Source organism: Polaromonas sp. C04 (assembly GCF_002002705.1).
Classification (GTDB): Bacteria; Pseudomonadota; Gammaproteobacteria; order Burkholderiales; family Burkholderiaceae_C; genus Rhodoferax_A.
Window position 1 is genome coordinate 1 of record NZ_MUNS01000044.1, and the last position, 22,514, is coordinate 22,514.

Annotated in this window: 17 protein-coding genes, 2 pseudogenes and 2 riboswitches; of the genes and pseudogenes, 5 read left to right on the plus strand and 14 right to left on the minus strand. The window is 63.7% G+C overall.

The window, feature by feature from the left end:
- Positions 1 to 168 precede the first annotated feature (168 nt).
- The 11 genes and pseudogenes from B0E49_RS19630 to B0E49_RS19680 all read right to left on the minus strand — a co-directional run bounded on the left by B0E49_RS19630 (position 169) and on the right by B0E49_RS19680 (position 13,294).
- Entirely contained in the window at positions 169 to 879 is a 711-nt protein-coding gene (locus B0E49_RS19630; protein ID WP_077564465.1) for a PEP-CTERM sorting domain-containing protein, read from the minus strand.
- A gap of 405 nt (positions 880 to 1,284) precedes the next feature.
- Positions 1,285 to 2,112: a hypothetical protein gene (locus B0E49_RS19635; protein ID WP_144264637.1), complete on the minus strand. Its 828-nt coding sequence runs from the start codon at positions 2,110 to 2,112 to the stop codon at positions 1,285 to 1,287.
- Positions 2,113 to 2,295: 183 nt separating this feature from the next.
- Positions 2,296 to 3,540: a diaminopropionate ammonia-lyase gene (locus B0E49_RS19640; protein ID WP_077564469.1), complete on the minus strand. Its 1,245-nt coding sequence runs from the start codon at positions 3,538 to 3,540 to the stop codon at positions 2,296 to 2,298.
- Between the two features lie 125 nt (positions 3,541 to 3,665).
- Positions 3,666 to 4,067, minus strand: a pseudogene (locus tag B0E49_RS19645) (M20/M25/M40 family metallo-hydrolase); the annotation flags it as partial.
- Positions 4,063 to 4,323: pseudogene (locus B0E49_RS19650) on the minus strand (P-loop nucleotide/nucleoside kinase family protein); the annotation flags it as partial. The pseudogenes B0E49_RS19645 and B0E49_RS19650, both read right to left, overlap by 5 nt.
- Positions 4,324 to 4,351: 28 nt before the next feature.
- The gene (gcvP, locus tag B0E49_RS19655) at positions 4,352 to 7,189 is read right to left on the minus strand and encodes an aminomethyl-transferring glycine dehydrogenase (protein WP_286138155.1); all 2,838 of its coding nucleotides are present in this window, start codon (positions 7,187 to 7,189) and stop codon (positions 4,352 to 4,354) included.
- 132 nt (positions 7,190 to 7,321) lie between these two features.
- Positions 7,322 to 7,711 carry a glycine cleavage system protein GcvH gene (gcvH, locus tag B0E49_RS19660; RefSeq protein ID WP_077564475.1) on the minus strand — a complete coding sequence of 130 codons (390 nt, stop codon included), beginning with the start codon at positions 7,709 to 7,711 and terminating at the stop codon, positions 7,322 to 7,324.
- 24 nt (positions 7,712 to 7,735) lie between these two features.
- Positions 7,736 to 8,869 carry a glycine cleavage system aminomethyltransferase GcvT gene (gcvT, locus tag B0E49_RS19665; RefSeq protein WP_077564504.1) on the minus strand — a complete coding sequence of 378 codons (1,134 nt, stop codon included), beginning with the start codon at positions 8,867 to 8,869 and terminating at the stop codon, positions 7,736 to 7,738.
- A gap of 45 nt (positions 8,870 to 8,914) precedes the next feature.
- Positions 8,915 to 9,029, minus strand: a riboswitch (glycine riboswitch).
- A 13-nt stretch (positions 9,030 to 9,042) separates the two neighbouring features.
- A riboswitch (glycine riboswitch) is annotated at positions 9,043 to 9,146 on the minus strand.
- Positions 9,147 to 9,188: 42 nt separating this feature from the next.
- Positions 9,189 to 10,214 carry a D-erythronate dehydrogenase gene (denD, locus tag B0E49_RS19670; protein WP_077564477.1) on the minus strand — a complete coding sequence of 342 codons (1,026 nt, stop codon included), beginning with the start codon at positions 10,212 to 10,214 and terminating at the stop codon, positions 9,189 to 9,191.
- Entirely contained in the window at positions 10,211 to 11,569 is a 1,359-nt protein-coding gene (locus B0E49_RS19675; RefSeq protein WP_077564479.1) for a TAXI family TRAP transporter solute-binding subunit, read from the minus strand. The genes denD and B0E49_RS19675 overlap by 4 nt, the downstream gene beginning before the upstream one ends.
- Positions 11,570 to 11,599: 30 nt before the next feature.
- Entirely contained in the window at positions 11,600 to 13,294 is a 1,695-nt protein-coding gene (locus B0E49_RS19680) for an electron transfer flavoprotein-ubiquinone oxidoreductase (RefSeq protein ID WP_077564481.1), read from the minus strand.
- 145 nt (positions 13,295 to 13,439) lie between these two features.
- Between B0E49_RS19680 and B0E49_RS19685 the strand changes: the two genes are divergently transcribed.
- The 3 genes from B0E49_RS19685 to mgtA all read left to right on the plus strand — a co-directional run bounded on the left by B0E49_RS19685 (position 13,440) and on the right by mgtA (position 17,934).
- The gene (locus tag B0E49_RS19685; protein WP_077564483.1) at positions 13,440 to 14,222 is read left to right on the plus strand and encodes an SDR family oxidoreductase; all 783 of its coding nucleotides are present in this window, start codon (positions 13,440 to 13,442) and stop codon (positions 14,220 to 14,222) included.
- 64 nt (positions 14,223 to 14,286) lie between these two features.
- Positions 14,287 to 14,706, plus strand: coding sequence for an acyl-CoA thioesterase (locus tag B0E49_RS19690; RefSeq protein WP_077564485.1), 420 nt, complete (start codon positions 14,287 to 14,289; stop codon positions 14,704 to 14,706).
- Between the two features lie 465 nt (positions 14,707 to 15,171).
- Entirely contained in the window at positions 15,172 to 17,934 is a 2,763-nt protein-coding gene (gene mgtA / locus B0E49_RS19695) for a magnesium-translocating P-type ATPase (RefSeq protein WP_077564487.1), read from the plus strand.
- 96 nt (positions 17,935 to 18,030) lie between these two features.
- Here the strand turns inward: mgtA and B0E49_RS19700 are convergent, their stop codons facing one another.
- Positions 18,031 to 18,621, minus strand: a complete 591-nt coding sequence (locus B0E49_RS19700; RefSeq protein ID WP_077564489.1) for a peroxidase-related enzyme — start codon at positions 18,619 to 18,621, stop codon at positions 18,031 to 18,033.
- A 33-nt stretch (positions 18,622 to 18,654) separates the two neighbouring features.
- On the minus strand, positions 18,655 to 20,088 hold the full coding sequence (locus B0E49_RS19705; RefSeq protein WP_077564506.1) for a catalase: 1,434 nt from the start codon (positions 20,086 to 20,088) through the stop codon (positions 18,655 to 18,657).
- A 240-nt stretch (positions 20,089 to 20,328) separates the two neighbouring features.
- Between B0E49_RS19705 and B0E49_RS19710 the strand changes: the two genes are divergently transcribed.
- Positions 20,329 to 21,036 (plus strand): CoA transferase subunit A, encoded by a 708-nt coding sequence (locus B0E49_RS19710; RefSeq protein ID WP_077564491.1) that lies wholly within the window; start codon positions 20,329 to 20,331, stop codon positions 21,034 to 21,036.
- Positions 21,037 to 21,039: 3 nt separating this feature from the next.
- Positions 21,040 to 21,678, plus strand: coding sequence for a CoA transferase subunit B (locus tag B0E49_RS19715; protein ID WP_077564493.1), 639 nt, complete (start codon positions 21,040 to 21,042; stop codon positions 21,676 to 21,678).
- A gap of 18 nt (positions 21,679 to 21,696) precedes the next feature.
- Here B0E49_RS19715 and B0E49_RS19720 read toward each other — a convergent pair whose 3' ends face one another.
- Positions 21,697 to 22,473 (minus strand): SDR family oxidoreductase, encoded by a 777-nt coding sequence (locus tag B0E49_RS19720; protein WP_077564495.1) that lies wholly within the window; start codon positions 22,471 to 22,473, stop codon positions 21,697 to 21,699.
- Positions 22,474 to 22,514 lie beyond the last annotated feature (41 nt).

Below are 22,514 nucleotides of genomic sequence, written 5' to 3' on the forward strand. Positions count from 1 at the left end.
CGCCTCCAGCTTGAATTCCAGCGTGTACTTGCCACGGGCTTGCCCGTCTTTCCTCTTGCTCATCTCTCATCTCCAATTGCTGAATTTAACCATCAGCTATGGAGTGCGTTTTTCGGGGGCAAGATCACATGCCAGGCATGCGCGCTTGAGGTTACCCGCGAGGCTGAATTACACCTTTCGCTTGCGCATGACTGCAATTGCAGCGAGACCCAATCCAAGCAATGCAAGCGAGCCCGGCTCGGGCACATGGTTGGCTGCGGCTGTGATGAAGACATGGTTAAAGGCGCCACCCCCCAACTCCGCCCGGTCTGAGCCAACATAAGCAGAAAAATCGCCCCAGGTGTTGTAGCCGCGAGCCCCCACATCGCTAAAAAAGCCTTCGGCCAATGCGACGCCGCCGCCATAGGAGTTGGTCAAGGGCAAATGAGAGCCATCTCCGTAGCCGTCGTACCAGGCGAGGTGATTGACGATGGTATCAAGCGTTGAAATCGCGTACTCGTAGCCGGCTGCGGCAGCTCCGAAGACGATGGCCGCGGCTTGCAAGGCGCTATAGTTGGCAGGGTCCGTTTCCCAAGCTGGGCCGGCCCCGACGTTGTAGTCGCCGACATAGGTCCAATTGACGTGGTTTGAATCCTGGTAAGTGTTTCCGACCACAAGTGCCGCTTGCGCGCCACCTGCGATCATTGAAAAGCCAAGTACCAGGGCCGAGAGAAATCTGCGCATATACGCTCCATGTTTATTAGAAATAGGGGCAGTAATTTCTGCGCCACCGTTACCAATCAATATCTCAAAAAATATCGACACATCTGACGTTGATCGACGACAACCATGTTGGCCAAAGAAGACCGTGGCGATGCCCAACAGTGCAGGAATCATCATGTCTTGTTTCTCTCCTTTCCGACTATTGGAGGAGAAGCTCAACAAAGCGATTCAGGCAAGATACATTCTGTCACGCCCCTCGGCTCGTTGTTCGGTTACGTCGGGGGCGGCCGGGTGTTGAATGCCAACAAGTTGGCAATATGAGCCAAAAGATTAACGCAGTTCCGTCTGATATCGACCCATTCGTCTGAAGTCCGCAGGAACGCGCGTGCGCTGACGGATTGCAGCTATGACATTGGGCGAGGCACACGCCGTCTAAAAGGTGGCCCTATCCCAAACCCCAGTCGAGACGAAATATCGCATCGCTTCCATGGGGCCGGTCAAGGCATGGCGCTTTGTGGTCAACATCGGGCTTCAATCCACATTTCCAAGAGTATTGAGGGAACCCGTAGTGCGCCGGCCCCGCTATTGGGTCAGAAGCCCAGGAGTCGGCTTGCGGGAGGCATAAGGCGCAGGCACCGCCCCGGGAGGTGAATCCCACTGCGTCTCCCCGAAGTTGAGCACGGTGATATTGCCGTCGGCCGTCTCCGGCATCTCCACCGTGTTGTCCCGCCAGTTCGGCCGCAAGAACCAGCCGGATGAGACAGTCTGCAAGACGTCGGCTCCCCGTGAATAAATCCCCCGCAACACCAGCCTTACGCTGATCGAGCCAATCGCACCGCAGGATACGGCTTTGGCCAAGGCCCGCAGCATGGAGGGAGGGACTTGGCACTGCACGAACCAGGCATCTTCGGCGCCGACGTCCGGGTGGTGGCGCGCCAACCCCACTTTGGCGTGCGTGTAGTGCGGCGCCTTGCCCAGAATCCGCGCCAACTCTTTATGCTTGCGCCACACTTCATCGTCAAGCGCATAAAAGTCGATGGCGAGCGTGCGGGCCTTGTTGCCGGGGTCGCCCATCACCGAAATCGAACTGTCTTCCAGTGTGGCCGTGCCCCGCACGAACAGTGACGTCTCGAGTGCCAAACCGAGGTCGTCATCACCGAAGTGGGGCAGATCCATGTCATCGGACGGCCGGAGCTGGCTGACGCGAAGATACATGGTCCGGTTCGGGCATAGAAGGTAAGTCTCCTCGGCGCCTTCGCGCGTTTCGATGACCAGTTTCCCTTCGGCCTCGACAGTCACCTTGACTGGGATGGGTTGTCCAATCATTCGTGTGGCCGGCTCGGCTGCCTTAATACTCCGTTCTTCCGCACTTTCTGGACTTATTTCAATTCCAACGACTCTGTGGTTCATCAGTCTTCTCCCGTTGGTTTCAGGGTACCCGCGCCGCGCCGTGCTCGACGATACTTTTGTGAAACGTTGTGTGGAGTTGCGTAACTCAATCGCCTTTCGCAGCACCTTGCAACATGAGTCTGGACCTGAATTTGGAAAGGACGTGTAGGACGTGTGCTTGATAGGTTGAAGCGCAAGGGCTCCTCAGGTGAGTCTGCCTTCGGAAGTGCCCTGCCGTTCCAGCCAGCTGCGTTGCGCAGTCATCACCGCATCGGCGCCTCGGCCGACGATGCCCTTATAGACACCGGGTGCGGTGGCACCTTCGGTGTTGAACAGCACAACGCGGGAGCTGGCATCAATCCCTGACTGCTGGCGCATTTCGGTGTTGCCAATCAATGCTTGCAGGGCTGCCAGGCCTGCGGCACCGGACTCGCCGCTCACCATGGGAATATCGCCTGCTGCGCCATCCGCCAGATCCCTCATGGCGGCCTCGGCTTGTGCGTCAGTGACGGTCATGAACATGTCCACCGTGGGCTGCAGAAAGCGCCAGGCCAGCGGTGATGTTTCCCCACAGGCAAGGCCGGCCATCACCGAATCGACCGTACCGGTTGCACGCGAGGCGCATCCCCGCAATGCGCTTTGATAAAGGCAGTCGGCCTGCTCCGGCTCGACGACGATGAATGTCGGGCGGTTGGCGCCATACCGCTCCCAGAAATGGCTGACCACGCCAGCGGCCAGACCGCCCACGCCGCCCTGCAAAACGACGTGGGTAAATGGGCAATGTGAACCCTCCGGGGAGTCCTCCAGCAACTCGTCGACGAGGACGCCGTAACCCTGCATCACATCGCGGGGAATCTCCTCATAGCCTTCGTAGGACGTGTCGGAAACCACCTCCCAGCCGTTCGTGGCGGCAAGTCGTGCTGCCTCAAAGACCGACTCGTCGTAGTTGCCGGTGATGCGGATGATATCGGCGTCGAAAGCGGCAATGGCGTCCTCCCGCTCCAGACTGACATGGGCGTGCAGCACGATGACGCAGCGGCAACCCATGCTCTGGGCCGCGGCTGCCAGGGCGCGGCCATGATTGCCATCGGTGGCACTGATGACCACAAAGTCATGCAGTGGCTTGGCATGCAAACCTGCCAGCAGGTCCGCCGCGTTCCAGGCTTGGTCTGGCCAGCGGCGAAGCACGAGTCGCAACAGTGCGATAGGGGCGCCCAGGGCTTTGAAGCTGCCCAGCTCGGACCGCTTTGACTCATCCTTTACATGGAGTGCGCCAACTTTAAGAGCCGCTGCCAGTTTCGGCAGGGACCATGCAGGGGTGGGCGTTGGGGCCAACCGGTTCCATGTGGACAACCACGCGCGACTCTCGCGCCCTGCGGCAATGCTCATCACCTTCCGCAGGTCAGCGTCATAAGGGCGGCGAATTGCCTGAGGGTTTAGCAGGTGCATTTCAGACCTTGATGGGGTGGGTTTGTGGCAGACGGACTCGCGCAAGTTGGGCGAAGTAGCGGGCTCCCAGCGGGACGACGAGGTCGTTGAAGTCGTATTTGGTGTTGTGCAATGGCGTGGCATCTGGCAGATTGGCCAGGGTCTGCCAACCTGGCAACAATGGTCTGCAGGGCCAGCACAATCTCTGCGCCGATGACGAGCGGGTCGATGGCCGTGTGCGGTCTCGCAGCGTGTCCGCCGCGGCCGGTGATGCGAATGACGAAGTTGTCTTCGCTGGCCATGATGCCGCCCACGCGGGTCGCGATGTGACCCACTGGCATACCCGGAATGTTGTGAACTCCGTAAATCTCGTCCATGGGGAAGCGCTCAAGCAGGCCGTCTGCCAACATGGCTGCGGCCCCGCGACCATGCTCTTCGGCCGGATGGAGGATGAAGCGCACGGTTCCGTCAAAGTCCCGCCGCCTGGACAGCAACTGGGCAGCGCCGAGCAGCATGGTCATGTGCCCGTCGTGACCGCAGGCATGCTGGTGGTGTTGAAGGGAAATCGAGCACGACCGACATGCCGGCTGTGAGCAGCGCCTCGATGTGGCCGGTCATCGCCGCACGCAACCTGCCGGCGCAGCGAGCGTAGTCCGCGATGGCATGAATCTCGTTCGGGTACAGACGCGCGAGCCAATCGTCCTCGCTGATGAGAACCGTCATTGGCTGCGCCGCAAGGCGCCTGGTCAGTGTCGACTTGCCGGAGCCAATTTTTCCGCAAACCATGTGAAGCACCACTGGCATGGAAAAGACCCCGGGGTCCTGCGTCGTTTTACGCGTAGTCGCTGATCGGCACGCAGCTGCAGAACAGGTTGCGGTCGCCGTAGACGTTGTCCACGCGGCCGACCGGCGGCCAGTACTTGGCGTGCTGGGTCTTGCTCAGCACGGCGGCGCCGACATCGCGCGAATAGACGTGATTCCACTCGCCCTTGAGAAGACTCGCGGCAGTGTGCGGCGCGGCCTTGAGCGGGTTGTCGTCCTGCGGCCATTCGCCCTTTTCGATGCGGCGGATTTCCTCGCGGATCGCGATCATCGCGGCGATGAAGCGGTCGAGCTCGTCCAGCGTCTCGCTCTCGGTCGGCTCGACCATCAAGGTGCCGGCGACCGGGAAGCTCAGCGTGGGCGCGTGAAAGCCGTAGTCGATCAGGCGCTTGGCCACGTCTTCGGCGCTCACGCCGCTGGTGTCTTTCAGTGGGCGCAGATCCAGGATGCATTCGTGCGCCACGTGGCCGTTGTCGCTGGCGTACAGCGTGGGGTAGTGGTCCTTCAGGCGCGCGCTGATGTAGTTGGCGGACAGGATCGCGATCTCGGTCGCCTGCTGCAAACCTTCGGGGCCCATCATGCGGCAGTACATCCAGCTGATCGGCAACACGGCTGCGTTACCCAGCGGCGCAGCGGAGACCGCGCCGACGGCGTGCACCGGCAGTCCACCCGACGCATGGCCGGGCAGGAAAGGCACGAGGTCTTCCACCACGCACACCGGACCGACGCCGGGGCCGCCGCCGCCGTGCGGGATGCAGAAGGTCTTGTGCAGGTTCAGGTGGCTCACGTCGCCGCCGAACTCGCCGGGCGCGGCGATGCCGACCAGCGCGTTCATGTTGGCGCCGTCCACATAGACGCGCCCGCCGTGCCGGTGCACCAGCGCGCACAGCTCCTTGACCTGCATCTCGAACACGCCGTGCGTGCTCGGGTAGGTAATCATCACGCAAGCCAGATTGGCGCTGTGCTGTTCGCACTTGGCCTGCAGGTCGGCCATATCCACGTTGCCGTTGACGTCGCAGGCCGTCACCACCACCTGCAGGCCGGCCAGGTGCGCGCTGGCCGGATTCGTGCCGTGGGCGGAGGAGGGGATCAGGCAGATGTTGCGGTGGCCCTGTCCCTTGGATTCATGGAAGGCCTTGATCGCGAGCAGGCCCGCGTACTCGCCCTGCGAGCCCGCATTGGGCTGCAGGCTGATGCCCGCATAGCCCGTGGCCTGGCACAGCCAGGCGCGCAGCTGCTCGTCGAGTTCGGCGTAGCCCTGCTGCTGGTCGCGCGGCGCGAACGGGTGGATGTTGGCGAACTCGGGCCAGGTGATGGGGATCATCTCGCTGGTGGCGTTGAGTTTCATGGTGCAGCTGCCCAGCGGGATCATGCTGCGGTCCAGCGCCAGGTCCTTGTCGGACAGCGCGCGGATGTAGCGCAGCATGCCGGTCTCGGAGTGGTGCGTGTTGAACACCGGGTGCGTGAGGTAGGCGCTGGTGCGGCGCAGCTCGGTGGGGATCAGCGGCTCGATGCCTTTTTCAAAATCGCTGACCCGGGGCAGGGTCTGGCCGGGCTTGGCAAAGACCGACCAGAGCAGTTCGATGTCGGCGCGCGTGGTGGTCTCGTCGAGCGAGATGCACAGGTACTCTTTGAAGTGAATTCGCAGGTTGGCCCGCATGGAGTGGGCGCGGGAAGCTATCGCTTTTGTAGCGTCTCCGGTTTTCACGCTGAGCGTGTCGAAGGCGCCGCCGGGGCGCGGCGCCTGTCCGAGCTGCTCCAGTCCCTTGGCCAGGATGGCCGTATAGCTGGCCACGCGCTGGGCGATGCGCTTGAGGCCCGCGGGCCCGTGGTAGACCGCGTACATGCTGGCCACCACTGCCGGCAGCACCTGCGCCGTGCAGATGTTGGAGGTGGCTTTCTCGCGGCGGATGTGCTGCTCGCGCGTTTGCAGCGCCAGCCGGTAGGTCGGGTTGCCGTGTACGTCGATGCTCACGCCCACCAGACGTCCCGGCATGGAGCGCTTGAACTCGTCGCGGCAGGCCAGGTAGGCGGCGTGCGGGCCACCGGCGCCCATCGGCATGCCGAAGCGCTGCGTGGTGCCGACCACGATGTCGGCGCCAAATTCGCCGGGCGGCACGATCAGCGTCAACGCCAGCAGGTCTGCCGCGACGATGAAAGCTGCCTGCTTGCCGTGCACCTTTGCCGCCTCGGCATGCAAGTCGTCGATGCGGCCGCTGGTGGCCGGGTACTGCGCCAGCACGGCGAAATAGTCGCCGGTGAGCAGCTCGTCCCATTCCTCGCGCGAATTGGCGAGCACGACCTCGATGCCCAGCGGCCTGGCGCGGGTCTGGATGACCTCGATGGTTTGCGGATGGCAGTCGCCGGCCACAATGAAGCGGTTGCTTTTGCTCTTGACGCTGCGCTTGGCCAGCGTCATGGCCTCGGCTGCGGAGGTCGCCTCGTCGAGCATGGAGGCGTTGGCGATCGGCATCGCGGTCAGGTCGCACACCATGGTCTGGAAGTTGACCAGCGCCTCCATGCGGCCCTGCGAAATCTCGGCCTGGTAGGGCGTATAGGCGGTGTACCAGGCAGGATTTTCAAGGACGTTGCGCAGGATCACCCCCGGCGTGTGGGTGCCGTAATAGCCCTGGCCGATGAAGCTCGTGAACACCTGGTTTTTCGCGGCCATGGCCCGAAGTTCTGCCAGCGCTGCGGCCTCGGTCATGGCGGCCGGAATATCCATCTTGCTGCGGCGCGCGATCGAGCGCGGCACGATGCCGTCGATCAACTCGCGGCGCGAGGCGGCGCCGACCACGCCAAGCATCAGCGCCTCGTCGGCCGCGTCGATGCCAATATGGCGTGCCACGAATTCATGGGCGTTTTCAAGCTCTGCAAGCGCATTGGGGGAGCAATTTTTCGACGGGCCGCCCCTGGAAAAATTAGCCCCCTCGGGGGGCAACGCAGTACACGAAGTGACAAGTGTGGGGGTCATATAGCTTCAGGCGTTGTCGGAAAAACGGGTGTAGCTGGTCTCGTCCATCAACGCATCGAACTGCGTCGCATCGACCAGCCGGGCCTTGAAAAACCAGCCGGCGCCGAGCGGGTCGCTGTTGGCCAGGCTCGGGTCGGCGCGCAGGGCTTCGTTGACTTCGGTGATCACGCCCGACACCGGCATGTAGACGTCGGCCGCGGCCTTGACGGATTCGACCACGCCGGCCACTTCCTTTTGCGCAAACGACTTGCCGACTTCGGGCAGGTCGACGAACACCACGTCGCCCAGCGCGTCCTGCGCATGGGTGGTGATGCCGACGGTAACGATGGCCCCTGCGGTAGCGGCGCCGCCGCCTTCAATGCTGAGCCACTCATGGTCTTCGGTGTACTTGATCATTTGTTTTCTCCAAAAAAACTGAGGTTAACCGCGGAAGTATCGGGTCGGAACAAAGGGCATGGCGCTGACTTCCATCGGCACCGGCTTGCCGCGCACGATGGCGTTGATGCGGGTGCCTAGGGCGGCGCAATCCATGCTCACATAGCCCATCGCCACCGGTTTGTCGATGCTGGGCCCGAGCAGGCCGCTGGTGACTTCGCCGATGCGCCGGCCGTTTGCGTCCTGCAGCTCGCTGTGGTCGCGCACCGGAATCCGCTCCAGCGCCACCAGCCCTACACGTTTCGTGGCTGGAGCCGCCGCACCGCCTTGCAGTTGCGCTAGTATTTTCGTAGCACCCGGAAAACCGCCGGCACGCGCGCCACCGGCGCGGCGCACCTTCTGCATGGCCCAGTTCAGGCCGGCCTGCACCGGCGTGGTGGTGGCGTCGATGTCGTTGCCGTACAGGCACAGGCCGGCCTCCAGCCGCAGCGAATTGCGCGCGCCCAGGCCGATGGGTTTAACTTCTGGTTGCGCGAGCAGTGCGCGCGCCAGGGTCTCGGCCTGCGCGGCCGGTACCGAGATTTCAAAACCGTCTTCGCCGGTGTAGCCGCTGCGGGTCAGGAAGCAGTCGCAGCCCGCGATGCTGAAACGCCCGCCGGTCATGAACACCAGCTTTTCCACGCCGGGCGCGAGCTTTGAGAGGACCGTGACGGCCTGCGGGCCTTGCAGCGCCAGCAGCGCCATCTCCGGCATCGGAATCACCTGGCAGCGCGCGCCGATCTTTTGCTGGATGTGCGCGATGTCGGCCACCTTGCAGGCGCCATTCACAATGACAAAGAGGTCGTCACCGCGGTTAAAGAACATCAGGTCGTCCATGATGCCGCCCTCGTCATTGAGCAGCAGGCCGTAGCGCTGCTTGCCCACGGGCAGGTCGATCACGTCCACAGGCATCAGGGTTTCAAACGCGGCTGCGGCGTCCGGCCCGACCAGGCGCAGTTGGCCCATGTGCGAGACGTCGAACAGGCCGGCGGCCTGGCGCGTGTGCAGGTGCTCAGCCATCAGGCCGCTCGGGTATTGCACCGGCATGGAATAGCCGGCAAACGGCACCATGCGGGCGCCAAGCTCGACATGCAGGTCGTTCAGCGGCGTTTTCAAGAGCGGGGCGTCAGTGGCGGACATGGCGTTCTCCAGGGGCAAATCAAACACCGGGCCCAAGGCCTGGCGAGCTGCCCCGCTGTCCGCTTTACCTGAGAGATTCGCCTGGCGATGCAGGGTTGCTCCTTCGGTGGATCGCTGCCGGCCTGTGCCAGGCCAGCGACCTCTCTCCAGTGGGGGCGCCGACGGTTGCCCGGCGGCGTTTGTCAGTCCTTTTGCCTGAGCGTTCAGACCATCATTGTGGATGCTTCCTGCGCCTTCGGCGGTTTTCTGCGAGAAAACTCTCTTCTGACAGGCGCGATTCTACCCAACTGGCCGGCACGCACGGTGGTGGGCGCGCCGCTTACGGCCGCAGCGCGAGCGTGACGGCCTGCGGGTTCTCGCGCGCGTACTCGCGAATGATGGCCTCGAAGCTGTCGTCGGGCAGCAGGCCCAGTTCGCGGGCGCGCGCCGCGTTGACGTTGGCGGGCCAGGTCGCCACGATTCTGCGAATCACCGGGTCGGGCGTCCAGTCGATCAGCGCGCTGGCCGCCTTGCCGGCCACGCGCTCCAGTGCGGCCGCCATCTCGCCCACCGTGGTGGTGAGCGCGGGCAGGTTGATGGCGGTGCGCGGGCCCCAATCCGCGTCACTGGCCTCGGCGGCGCGAATCAGGCCCTTGATGGTGCGCCCCGGGGATGACAGCGCGACCGCCGTGTCCGGCGGCACCGGGCACGGCGCCTTCACGCCGGCCAGCGGTTCGCGGATCATGCCGCTGAAAAAACTCGATGCCGCGCCATTGGGTTTGCCCGGGCGCACACTCACGGTCATCAGGCGCACGTTGCGGGCGCGGATGAAGCCCTTGCGGCCATAGTCCGCCATCAACTGCTCGCCGATGAATTTCTGGACGCCGTAGCTGGTTTGCGGCGTCGGCAGCGTCATATCGGTCAGCACGGGGGGCGCCGGCTGCCCGGGCGAGTCGCCGAACACCGCCAGCGAGCTGGCAAACACCACGGTGGGGGCGCTCCCCAATGCGCGGCACGCCTCCAGGAGCGCGCGTGTGACGTCCAGGTTGCTGCGCATGCCGAGGTCGAAATCGGCCTCGCATTCTCCGCTGACCGCGGCCGCCAGATGAAAAATGATAGCGGCATCCGAAGGAATGGCGCTGGCTTGGGCCCGATTAGGCTTGAGAAGTTCATTGAGGTCGCCAACCACGGCGGCAACGCGCGCATCGGCCATCAGGTCGGCCGCCGGTGCGGCCCGGTCCACCAGCGTGAGCCTGGTGATGGGCTGCGGCGCCGCGCCGGCCAGAGACAACTGCCCTTGCTGGAGCAGGGTGCGGGCCAGCCGTGCGCCCAAAAATCCGGCGCCGCCGGTGATTACGATGTTCATGGTGGGGGGTGCTCCGTGGCGTGCTCGATTTGCCTGTCGATCTGGGCGCGTACGTAATCGACGTGCTGACGCAAAGTGTAGACCCGGTCGGAAAAATCCAGCGGGAATTTGGTGTGGACGGCGTCCCTTTCAATCTGGTCGAGCTGGGCGTGTGCGCGTTCGCGCCCCGCGTCGTCGAGTACCCGCGATGCCAGTTCCCGCTCCAGATACTTCAGCTCGCCGTAGCGGCGGAACAGCCGGCTTTGCTGCTTCCAGTGGAACAGCGGCGGCAAGATCCGCAGCAGCGGCACCAGGATCGCCAGCAGCGGCACCAGCAGCAGGATCAGGCGCTGCACGAAGATGGCGGCCCAGAACGGCAGGTATTGCTGCAGGAAGGGCCGTCCGCTGCGAAAGTAATGATCGGCCTCTTCGGCCAGCGGAAAGTCAGTGGCCTTCGGACTCGGGAAGTCACCCGGCCGGTTCAGCAGGGTCGCCGTGTGGTGGATCCGCTCGGCGGCCGCCAGCAACAGGTAGGCCAGCGCGGGGTGCAGGCTCGGGGCGATCACCAGATTCGCGGTGGTGGCGAGCAGGGCGACGTCCTGCGGCGGCAGGTTGTGCTGCGGGTCCACCGATCCGCGCTTGAGGCTGATGCTCTGGAAATAGGGAAAGCGGCGCGCCAGCCCCTCGGCCTGCACCAGCGAGGCCAGGTGCAGGGTGGGGTTGGCCAGCAACCGCTGTACGGCTGGCGCCTGCGGCGCGGCGACCATGATGATGGCGTCGATCTGATGCTGCTCCAGCTCAGCCGCAGCGGCCAGGCCGCCCTCGTTGACCAGCGCGGTGCCGCCCCGCGGTTGCCCCTGGGGATCGATCACCCCATAGGCTCTCAAAAGGTCCACGGCGACCTTGTAATTGCCGCTGCCCGCCACGCCCACCGCCACACGCTTGCCGGTCAGTGCGCTCAAGCCGCCCGACAAATCCAGCGTGTGCGAAAAGATCCAGACCGGCTCGAACCCGATGGTGGCCAGCGAACGCAGCGGCGTGTCGTCGGCCTGCTTTTGCAGGCCGCGCGTGAGCGGGCCGAGCCCGCCCTGCACAAACGCCACCGAGGTGGAGCCGTCGTTCAGGCGCTGCAGGTTTTCCACCGCGCCGCTCGAGGGCTGCAGCACCAGGTTGATGCCGTTGGCCTTGAGGATGCGCTGGTACTTCAGCCCGAACTGGTAGTAGGCCCCGTCGGCCGCGCCCGTGCTCATGGTGAGTGTGCGCGGTGGCCAGGGGCTGACAATGTGCAGCACGCCCCAAGTCAGGAGGGCAATCAGCACGGCCAGGGCGGTCCACAGTGTCAGCCACTTGCGGTTCATCGACGCGGGCACATGCATGGCAACAAGAATGCGCTGGCGCCGCGGCGCCTACATGCCGCTGTAGTTCGGCCCGCCGCCGCCTTCCGGCGGGAGCCACACAATGTTTTGCGTCGGGTCCTTGATGTCGCAGGTCTTGCAGTGCACGCAGTTCTGCGCGTTGATCTGCAGCCGTTCGCTGTTGTCTTCGTTCTTCACGAACTCGTAGACGCCGGCCGGACAGTAGCGCGCCTCGGGGCCGGCATATTTGGCGAGATTGAGGTTGACCGGCACCGACGCGTCTTTCAATGTCAGGTGCGAGGGCTGGTTTTCCTCGTGGTTGGTGTTGCTGATGAACACGCTGGAGAGGCGGTCGAACGTGAGCTTGCCGTCCGGTTTGGGATAGTCGATGGGCTTGCACGCGCTTGCGGGCTTGAGCGCCAGGTGGTCCGGCTTTTTGCGGTGAATCGTCCAGGGGATGTTGCCCTTGAGCGCAAACTGCTCGACGCCGTTCATGAGGGTGGCCACGGTCAGCCCCTTCTTGAACCAGGCCTTGAAGTTGCGCGACTTGTTCAGTTCGGTGTAGAGCCAGCTGTTCTCGAACGCCTGCGGGTAGGCGCTGAGTTCGTCGTGCTGGCGCCCGCCGGTGACCGCGTCGTAGGCCGCCTCGGCTGCGAGCATGCCGGTCTTGATCGCGGCGTGGCTGCCCTTGATGCGGCTCACGTTCAGATACCCGGCGTCGCAGCCCACCAGCGCGCCGCCCGGGAACACGGTCTTGGGCAGCGAGAGCAGGCCACCGGCCGTGATGGCGCGCGCGCCGTAGGCGAGCCGCTTGGCGGGCTTGAGGCCCTTGTCTTCGCCCTCCAGATACCAGCGGATATTGGGGTGGGTCTTCCAGCGCTGGAATTCCTCGAACGGGCTGAGGTAGGGATTCGCATAGTCCAGCCCCGTGATGAAGCCCAGCGCGATCTTGTTGTCTTCCATGTGGTACAGGAACGCGCCGCCGTAGGTGCTGCTGTCCATCGGCCAGCCGGCCGTGTGCATGACAAAGCCCGGCTGGTGCCGTGCCGGGTCGATCTCCCACAGCTCCTTGATGCCGATGGCGTAGCCCTGCGGGTCCTTGCCGGCGTCCAGCTTGAACCGGGCGATCAGCTGCTTGCCCAGGTGGCCGCGCGAGCCTTCGGCAAAAATCGTGTACTTGCCGTGCAGCTCCATGCCGAGCTGGAAGTTCTCGGTCGGCTGGCCGTCCTTGCCGATGCCCAGATTGCCCGTGGCCACGCCCTTGACGCTGCCGTCCTCGTTGTACAGCAACTCGGCGCCGGCAAAGCCCGGGAAGATTTCCACGCCCAGGCTCTCGGCCTGCTGCGCCATCCAGCGCGTGACGTTGCCGACGCTGACCACATAGTTGCCGTGGTTCTGGAAGCACTGCGGCAGGAAAAAAGACGGCGTGCGGAAGGATGACTTTTCACCGAGGAAAATCATCGCATCGTCCGTCACCGGCTGGTTCAGGGGGCAGCCCAGTTCCTTCCAGTTGGGAAAGAGTTCGTTCATGGCGATCGGGTCCATGATGGCGCCCGACAGGATGTGGGCCCCGGGCTCCGAGCCTTTCTCCAGCACGACCACCGACACGTCGGTGCCTTTCTCGGCCGCGAGCTGCTTGAGGCGAATGGCGGTGGCCAGGCCGCCCGGGCCGCCGCCGACTACCACCACGTCGTATTCCATGGCTTCGCGCGGGCCGAACCGGGACAGGATTTCTTCGTTGGTCATGATGCGTCTTGTTTGATTCTGGTTTGATAATGGGAGCACGGCCGCCAGCCTGGGCCGTACAGCGCTACTGTCGGGTGTGCGACCAATTTTATGCGGGGAATCGGCACAATGGCGCGCTGGGTTCAGCTTAGTGGAGACTCTCAAAATGGCTTACAGCATTGATCTTTCGGGCCGCGTGGCCTTTGTGACCGGGGCTTCCGGTGGCTTGGGCGCGCAATTCGCGCGGACCCTGTCGCGTGCGGGGGCCGCCGTGGTGCTGGCCAGCCGGCGCGTGGACAAGCTCAAGGAACTGCGCGCGCGCATCGAGAGCGAGGGCGGCGACGCCCACGTCGTGGAACTCGACGTGACGGACCAGGACTCGATCAAGGCCGCCGTGGCGCGCGCCGAAACCGAGGTCGGCTCCATCGACATCCTGGTGAACAACTCCGGCGTCAGCACCACCCAGCGCATCCAGGACGTGGCCGAGTCCGACTTCGACTTCATCTTCGACGCCAACGTCAAAGGCGCTTTTTTCGTCGCGCAGGAAGTCGGCAAGCGCATGCTGGCGCGTGCCCGCGGTGCCGCGCCGGGCACCTACACGGGCGGGCGCATCATCAACATCGCCAGCATGGCGGGCCTGCGCGTGCTGCCGCAAATCGGCGTGTACTGCATGAGCAAGGCCGCCGTGGTGCAGATGACGCGCGCCATGGCGCTGGAGTGGGGCAAGTTCGACATCAACGTCAATGCCATCTGCCCGGGCTATATCGACACCGAAATCAACCACCACCACTGGCACACCGAGCAGGGCCAAAAGCTGGTGCAGATGCTGCCGCGCAAACGCGTGGGCAAGCCCGAAGACCTCGACGCCCTGATCGTGATGCTGGCCAGTGCGCAAAGCCACTTTGTGAACGGCGCCGTGATTGCGGCAGATGACGGGTTTGCGGTTTGACGGGAAAACAGGGCTGCAGCCATTGACAGTATTGGGCAAGAAGCTACTCTTTTTATAGCGATCCATGAAAATTGAAATTCCGGAGGCCAAAAAGCTCGTGTTCGAAATGCACATCCCGATTCGCTGGGGCGACATGGATGCGATGGGGCATCTCAACAACACCAGCTACTTCCGCTACCTGGAAACCATCCGCATCGAGTGGTTCCGCTCCATCGGCTGCGTGCCGGACCCGCAGGGCGAGGGGCCGGTGATCGTGAACGCGTTCTGCAACTTCTACAAGCAGCTCGAATACCCCGGCGACGTGCTGCTCAAGATGTACGTGAGTGACCCGGGCCGCACCACGTTCGAGAGTTGGGGCACGATGGAGAGGGTCGACGCACCGGGGGTGATTTACGCCGCGGGCGGCGCCACCACGATCTGGGTGGACTTTCCGAAGCAGAAGGCGACCCAGCTGCCCGACTGGATGCGCCAGATCGTCAGCTGATCGCCACACTCCTTCACGGGCCCGTGCAAAGTCCCGGCAAAGATGATTGACATTGCTGCACTGCACAAGTTATCCTCGCGCGGTTATCAATAAACGGAGTTTCGCTTGGGTACGTGTTCCAGTGACAGTCCTCGATCTTGGATCGACACCACTGCCTGAGCGGCGCCCCGGAACTCATCTTCCGCCGTGCCGCCCCTGCGGCTACGGTGTCTTGGCCGGCCCCTGCCGGCATTTCCAGATCGGTTTGATTCTGTCTCCAGACGCCCTCAATGTGCGCCAGCCATGCTGCGCGCGCAACGCGGCCGGCTGGGTTTGAAGTCCGTTATGCCATCGGTGCGCTGGAGCAGCGTGCAACTGGCGCGGCGGGCTTGGCTGGGCCGCCATGAAACTGTCATGAAACTGTAATCAAATGCCGGATCTGTGCCTCGTTGCGGTGCACGGATCTCGAGCGGCGGGAGCCACAGCATGAATTTCCTGAAAAGTCTTTTTGTTTCGTTTTTGCGCACGCGGCACACCATGCGCCACTTCCGGCGCCTGATGATCCTGGATTCGCTGTCCGGCCCGGGCGTGACGCGCGGCGTGCCCGACGACCTGGCCCGGGAGTTGATGCAGGCGGCGAATGACAGCGTGCCCGGCGTGCTGGCGCGGCTGCACTCGCATGAGGACGGCCTGACCAGCGCCGAAGTCGATCTCATTGCCGAGCGCGTGGGGCCGAACGAGGTGGAGCACGAGAAGCCGCTGCGCTGGTGGCAGCACCTGTGGCACTGCTACAAGAATCCTTTCAACCTGCTGCTCACGGTGCTGGCCGCGGTGTCTTTCTTTACCGAAGACTACAAGGCGGCCGTCGTGATTGGCCTCATGGTGGTGCTGTCCACTTTGATCCGCTTTGTGCAGGAGGGGCGCTCCAGCCGTGCGGCGGAACGCCTCAAGGAGATGGTGAGCAACACCGCCACGGTGATCCGGCGCGGTCTGGCCACTGACGTGGTGGAGGTCGCAAAACGCTACTTCGACGTGCAGTTGCACACCCGTCCGCCGGTCAGGATGGAGGTGCCGATCAAGGCGCTGGTGCCCGGCGAACTGGTGGTGCTGTCCGCGGGTGACATGATCCCGGCCGACTGCCGCGTGCTGCTGGCCAAGGATCTGTTCGTCAGCCAGTCCGCCATGACGGGCGAGTCCCTGCCGGTTGAGAAGTTTCCCGAGCACCGTGGCAGCGCGTCGCGCAATCCGCTGGAGATGAACAACCTGCTGTTCATGGGCACCAACGTCGTGTCGGGATCCGCCACGGCCGTGGTCGTGACCACCGGCAACCGCACCTACTTTGGCGTGCTGGCCACGCGCGTCACGGCAAGCGACCGCGCACCGACCTCGTTTCAGGCCGGCGTCAACAGTGTGAGCTGGCTGCTGATCCGGTTCGCGCTGGTGATGGTGCCCATCGTGCTGCTGGTCAACGGCTTTACCAAGGGCAACTGGACCGAGGCCTTTTTGTTTGCGCTGTCCGTGGCCGTGGGGCTCACGCCCGAGATGCTGCCGATGATCGTGACCTCGACCCTGGCCAAGGGCGCGGTGATCCTGTCGCGCAAGAAGGTTATCGTCAAGCGGCTCGACGCGATCCAGAACTTCGGCGCGATGGATGTGCTGTGCACCGACAAGACCGGGACGCTGACGCAGGACAAGATTTTCCTGGAACGCCACACCGATGTGTTTGGCCAGGACTCGGACGACGTGCTCAAGTACGCCTATCTGAACAGCTACTACCAGACCGGCCTGAAGAACCTGCTCGATCGCGCCGTGCTCGACCATGCGGGCCTGCAGGCCGAATTGAAGCTGGCACAGGACTACCAGAAGGTGGACGAAATTCCGTTCGATTTCGAGCGCCGGCGCATGTCGGTCGTGGTGTCCGAGCAGAACCATCACCACGAACTCATCTGCAAGGGCGCGGTGGAGGAAATCCTGGCGGCGTGCACGCGGGTACAGGTCGGCGGTAGCGAGAGCCTGCTGCTCGACGCCGCCATGCTGGAGCGTGTGCGCAGCGTGACCTCGGACCTGAACGAGCAGGGCCTGCGCGTGGTGGCGGTCGCCATGAAAGAGGTGCCGCCGAACAAGTCCATCTATGCCATTGGCGACGAGGCGGAGCTGACGCTGATCGGCTACATCGCGTTTCTGGATCCGCCCAAGGAATCGACTGCCCCCGCGCTCAAGGCCCTGGCCGAGCATGGCGTGAGCGTCAAGGTGCTGACCGGCGACAACGAACTGGTCACGGCCAAGATCTGCCGCGAAGTGGGGCTGCCGCTCGAGCGCGTCATCCTGGGCCAGCAGCTCGACGCGCTGGACGAGGCCGCGCTGTCCGCGCTGGTGGAGCGCTACAACGTGTTTGCCAAGCTCACGCCGCTGCACAAGGAGCGCATCGTGCGCGCGCTGCGCGGCAACGGCCACGTGGTCGGCTTCATGGGCGACGGCATCAACGACGCGCCGGCCCTGCGCGCCGCCGACATCGGCATCTCGGTCGACAGCGCGGTGGACATCGCCAAGGAAGCGGCCGACATCATCCTGCTGGAAAAAAGCCTGATGGTGCTCGAAGAAGGCGTGATCGAGGGGCGCAAGACCTTCAGCAACATGCTGAAATACATCCGCATGACGGCCAGCTCCAACTTCGGCAACGTGTTCTCGGTGCTGGTGGCCAGCGCCTTCCTGCCGTTCCTGCCGATGCTGCCGCTGCAGCTGCTGGTGCAAAACCTGCTGTACGACATCTCGCAGATCGCGATTCCGTTCGACAACGTGGACGAGGATCTGGTGAAAAAACCTTTGAAGTGGAACCCCGGCGACATCGGCCGCTTCATGGTGTTCTTCGGCCCGATCAGCTCGATCTTCGACATCACCACGTTCTGCCTGATGTGGTACGTGTTCAAGGCCAACACGGTGCAGGATCAGTCGCTGTTCCAGTCGGGCTGGTTCGTGGTGGGCCTGCTCACGCAGACGCTCATCGTGCACATGATCCGAACGCCCAGGCTGCCCTTCATCCAGAGCCGGGCCGCATTGCCGCTGACGCTCATGACGCTGTTCATCATGGCCCTGGGTATTTTCCTGCCGATGGGGCCGCTGGGCGAGTACTTCAAGCTGGTGCCGCTGCCGCTGCTGTACTTCCCGTTCATGGTGGCCATCGTGCTCGGCTACATGGTGCTCACACAGTGGATGAAGGCGTTCTACGTGCGCCGCTTTGGCTGGCAGTAGGCCCGCCGCAAGAGGCGCTTCACGGCCTGATTTTCAAGAAGAATCAGGCCGTAGCCCTTGCGTGGTATGGGTATGTAGCTATTAGATAGATAGCGACTACTTCTGCCTGGGAACGCGCCCCATCAGGTAGAACTCGGGGTTGGGCATCATGCTCGAGAAGCTCGCGATGCGGTTCGACAGTCCGAAAAACGCCGTGATGGCGGCGATGTCCCAGATGTCCTCGTCGCTGAAGCCGTGCGCGTGCAGGGCGGCAAAGTCGGCTTCCTCGACCTCGTCCGATTTCTGGCAAACCTTCATCGCAAAGTCGAGCATGGCACGCTGGCGCGGCGTGATGTCGGCCTTGCGGTAGTTCACCGCCACCTGGTCGGCCACCAGCGGCTTTTTCTCGTAGATGCGCAACAGCGCGCCGTGCGCCACCACGCAGTACAGGCAGCCGTTGGCGGCGCTGGTGGTGGTGACGATCATCTCGCGGTCGCCCTTGGTCAGTGAACCGTTGGGGTTGCCGCTCTCTTCCTTGAGCATCAGCGCATCGTGGTAGGCAAAAAAGGCGCGCCACTCGGCCGGGCGGCGCGCCAGCGCCAGGAACACGTTGGGCACAAAGCCGGCCTTTTCCTGCACCTCCAGCACCTTGGCGCGGATGTCTTCGGGCAGGTCGGCGAGGGTGGGCGCGGGGTAGCGTGTGGTCATTGGAATCGTGCCTTTCAAGATGGGGGCTGCAGATTACACCTTCAGCCCCAGTGCCTTCGCCACGCCGGCGCCGTAGGCCGGGTCGGCCTTGCTGCAGTTCGCGATGTGGCGCTTTTGAATCTCCAGCGACGCGCCCCCGACCGAGCGTGCGGTGTTTTCAAACAGCAACTGCTGTTTTTCCGGGGTCATCAGGCGAAACAGATTGCCCGGTTGCGAGTAGTAGTCTTCGTCCACGCGGTGGTTCCAGTGGTCGGCGGCGCCTTCGAGCGACAGGGGCGGCTCGGCAAAGTCGGGCTGCTCCTGCCACGAGCCCTTGCTGTTGGGCTCGTAGCCAATTTCGGCGCCCTTGTTGCCGTCCACGCGCATGCTGCCGTCGCGGTCGTAGCTGTGGAAGGGGCACTTGGGTGCGTTCACCGGAATCTGGTGATGGTTCACGCCCAGGCGGTAACGCTGCGCGTCGCCGTAGCTGAACAGGCGCGACTGCAGCATTTTGTCGGGCGAAAAACTGATGCCCGGCACCACGTTGGCCGGCGAGAAGGCCAGTTGCTCGATTTCCGCAAAGTAGTTTTCGGCGTTGCGATTGAGTTCCAGCACGCCCACATCCATCAGCGGGTAGTCGCCATGCGGCCAGACCTTGGTCAGGTCGAAGGGGTTCAGGTGGTAGGTAGCCGCGTCTTTTTCAGGCATGACCTGAATCTTCAGGTTCCAGCGCGGGAAGTCGCCGCTGTCGATGGCATTGAGCAAGTCGTTCTGCGAGCTTTCGCGGTCCTTGCCGACCAGGGCTTCGGCCTCGGCATCAGTCAGGTTCTGAATGCCCTGCTGCGTGACCAGGTGGAACTTGACCCAGAAGCGCTCGTTTTTCGCATTCAAAAAGCTGAAGGTGTGGCTGCCAAAACCATGCATGTGACGATAAGACTTGGGCAGGCCGCGGTCGCTCATCACGATGGTCACCTGATGCAGGGCCTCCGGCAACAAGGTCCAGAAGTCCCAGTTGTTTTCTGCGCTGCGCATGTTGGTGCGCGGGTCGCGTTTCACGGCGCGGTTGAGGTCGGGGAACTTCAGCGGGTCGCGCATGAAGAACACGGGCGTGTTGTTGCCCACCAGGTCCCAGTTGCCTTCTTCGGTGTAGAACTTCATGGCGAAGCCGCGGATGTCGCGCTCGGCGTCGGCCGCGCCGCGTTCGCCGGCCACGGTGGAGAAGCGCATCGCCAGGTCCGTCTTCTTGCCGATGGCCGAAAAGATTTTTGCCCTGGTGTAGCGGGTGACGTCGTGCGTGACGGTAAAGGTCCCGAAGGCGCCCGAGCCCTTGGCGTGCATGCGCCGCTCCGGGATGACTTCGCGGGCAAAGTGCGCCAGCTTTTCGAGGTGCCAGACGTCCTGCAGCAGCATGGGGCCGCGCGGGCCCGCGGTGATGACATTCTGGTTGTCGACAACGGGTGCCCCGGCGGCGGTGGTCAGTTTGCTCATGAGGGTCTCCTTTGCATTGAAATCAATGGGGTGAATCGGCATAACCAGATCGCCAGGCGCCTGGTTCTGTCAAACTGATGCTTTGGCGCATCGGCGAACAGCGGGTCCATTGTTGCATCGCTGCCGGGATCCGGGCATTGAATTCATGCAAGACGCCGATAGTCAAGGGGCAATGGCATGGCCAGGGCTCGCATTTTGAGGATGTAGTATTGGCAAGGTAAACATTTACAGGAGACCCGTGTGAACAAGATATATCCCTCCGCCGAGGAGGCCCTCAAGGGCATCGTCAAGGACGGCCAGCTCCTGGCGGTCGGCGGTTTTGGCCTGTGCGGCATTCCCGAGGCGTTGATCCAGGCGCTGCACGACAGCGGCGTGAAGAACCTGACCTGCATCTCGAACAACGCGGGTGTCGACGGCTTCGGCCTGGGCAAGCTGCTGGAGACGCGCCAGATCAGGAAAATGATTTCCAGCTACGTGGGCGAGAACAAGGAGTTCGAGCGCCAGTTCCTGGCCAAGGAACTCGAGCTCGAATTCACGCCGCAGGGCACGCTGGCCGAGAAGCTGCGCGCCGGCGGCGCCGGCATCCCGGCGTTCTTCACCAAGACCGGCGTCGGCACCATCGTGGCCGAGGGCAAGGAGCTGCGCGAGTTCGACGGCGAGACCTATGTGATGGAGCGCTCGCTGGTGCCCGATATTTCGCTGGTCAAGGCCCATGTGGCCGACAAGTCGGGCAACCTGCAGTTCCGCTTCACCGCGCGCAACTTCAACCCGGCCGCGGCCATGGCGGGAAAGATCTGCATCGTCGAGGTCGAGAAGATCGTGGAAACTGGCGAGATCGAGCCGGACCAGGTTCACCTGCCGGGCATTTATGTACACCGCATCGTGCTCAACGCGCATCCCGAAAAGCGCATCGAGAAGAGAACCATTTCCGAGAAGGCAGGAGCTTAAATCATGGGCTGGACGCAAGACCAAATGGCGGCGCGCGCCGCGCAGGAACTGGAAGACGGTTTCTATGTGAACCTGGGCATCGGCATCCCGACGCTGGTGGCCAATTTCGTGCCTGCCGACAAGGAAGTCTGGCTGCAGTCGGAGAACGGCATGCTCGGCATCGGCCCGTTCCCGACCGAGGACCAGGTCGATGCCGACCTGATCAACGCCGGCAAGCAGACCGTGACGACCATCAAGGGCTCGTCGATCTTCGGCAGCCACGACAGCTTCGCGATGATCCGCGGCGGCAAGATCAATCTGTCCATCCTCGGTGCGATGCAGGTCAGCGAACATGGCGACCTGGCCAACTGGATGATTCCCGGAAAGATGATCAAGGGCATGGGCGGCGCGATGGACCTGGTGGCCGGCGTCAAGCGCGTGATCATCCTGATGGAGCACGTGGCGAAGAAGAAAGACGGCACCGAAGATCTGAAGATCCTGCCCAGGTGCACCCTGCCGCTGACCGGCGTGGGCGTGGTCGACCGCATCATCACCGACCTGGCCGTGATCGACGTCACGCCGCAAGGCCTCAAAGTGGTCGAGATGGCGCCCGGCGTGACGATGGAAGCCCTGCAGGCCAAGACGGGCGCCAGGCTGCATTGAACCCGGGCCGGAGGCTGATCAACCAGCCTTCGCGTGCGCCGCGTGCAGCTTTTGCATGCCGCCGATCCAGCGGTCGTAGTCCTGCCCCTTGTTGCGAAAGTACTGCAGCACCTCCGGGTGCGGCAGCACCAGGAATTTTTCGTCGTGTAGGGTCGCCACCACCTCGGACGCCACCTGCTCGGGCGTGAGGATGCCGTCGTGCCCGGCGGAGCCGCCGTCGCCCGTGACCATGTCGGTCTGCACCGACTGCGGGCACAGGCAGGACACGCGCACGCCGCGGCGGCCGTAGGCGATGCGCAGCCATTCGGCAAACGCCACGGCGGCGTGCTTGGTCACACCGTACGGCGCCGATTCCACGATGTTCAAGAGGCCGGCGGCCGACGCGGTGACGACGAAATAGCCTTCGCCGCGCGCCGCCATCTCGGGCACCACCGCGCGCGCGGCCCAGACGTGGGCCATGCCGTGGATTTGCCACATCTTGTCCCACAAGGCGTCTTCGAGCTCGAAGCCGCCCACGCGCCCCAGGATGCCGGCGTTCGACATGTAGATGTCCACCTGTCCGAAGCGCTGGCGCGCCGCTGCGACCAGGGCCTGGATGTCGGCCTCGCGGCTGACGTCGCAGCGCACGGCCAGGGCGACGGGACCGAGACCGCGCGCCACGCCCTCGGCGCGCTCGAGGTTGATGTCGGCCACCACCACGCCGCGAGCGCCCTCTGCGGCGAAGCGCCGGGCCAGGCCAGCGCCGATGCCGCTGGCGGCCCCCGTCACGATGGCGACTTTGTCACGTATGTCCATTGCATGCTCCTGTGAGCCCAAAGTATCGAGCCTGGGCCTGC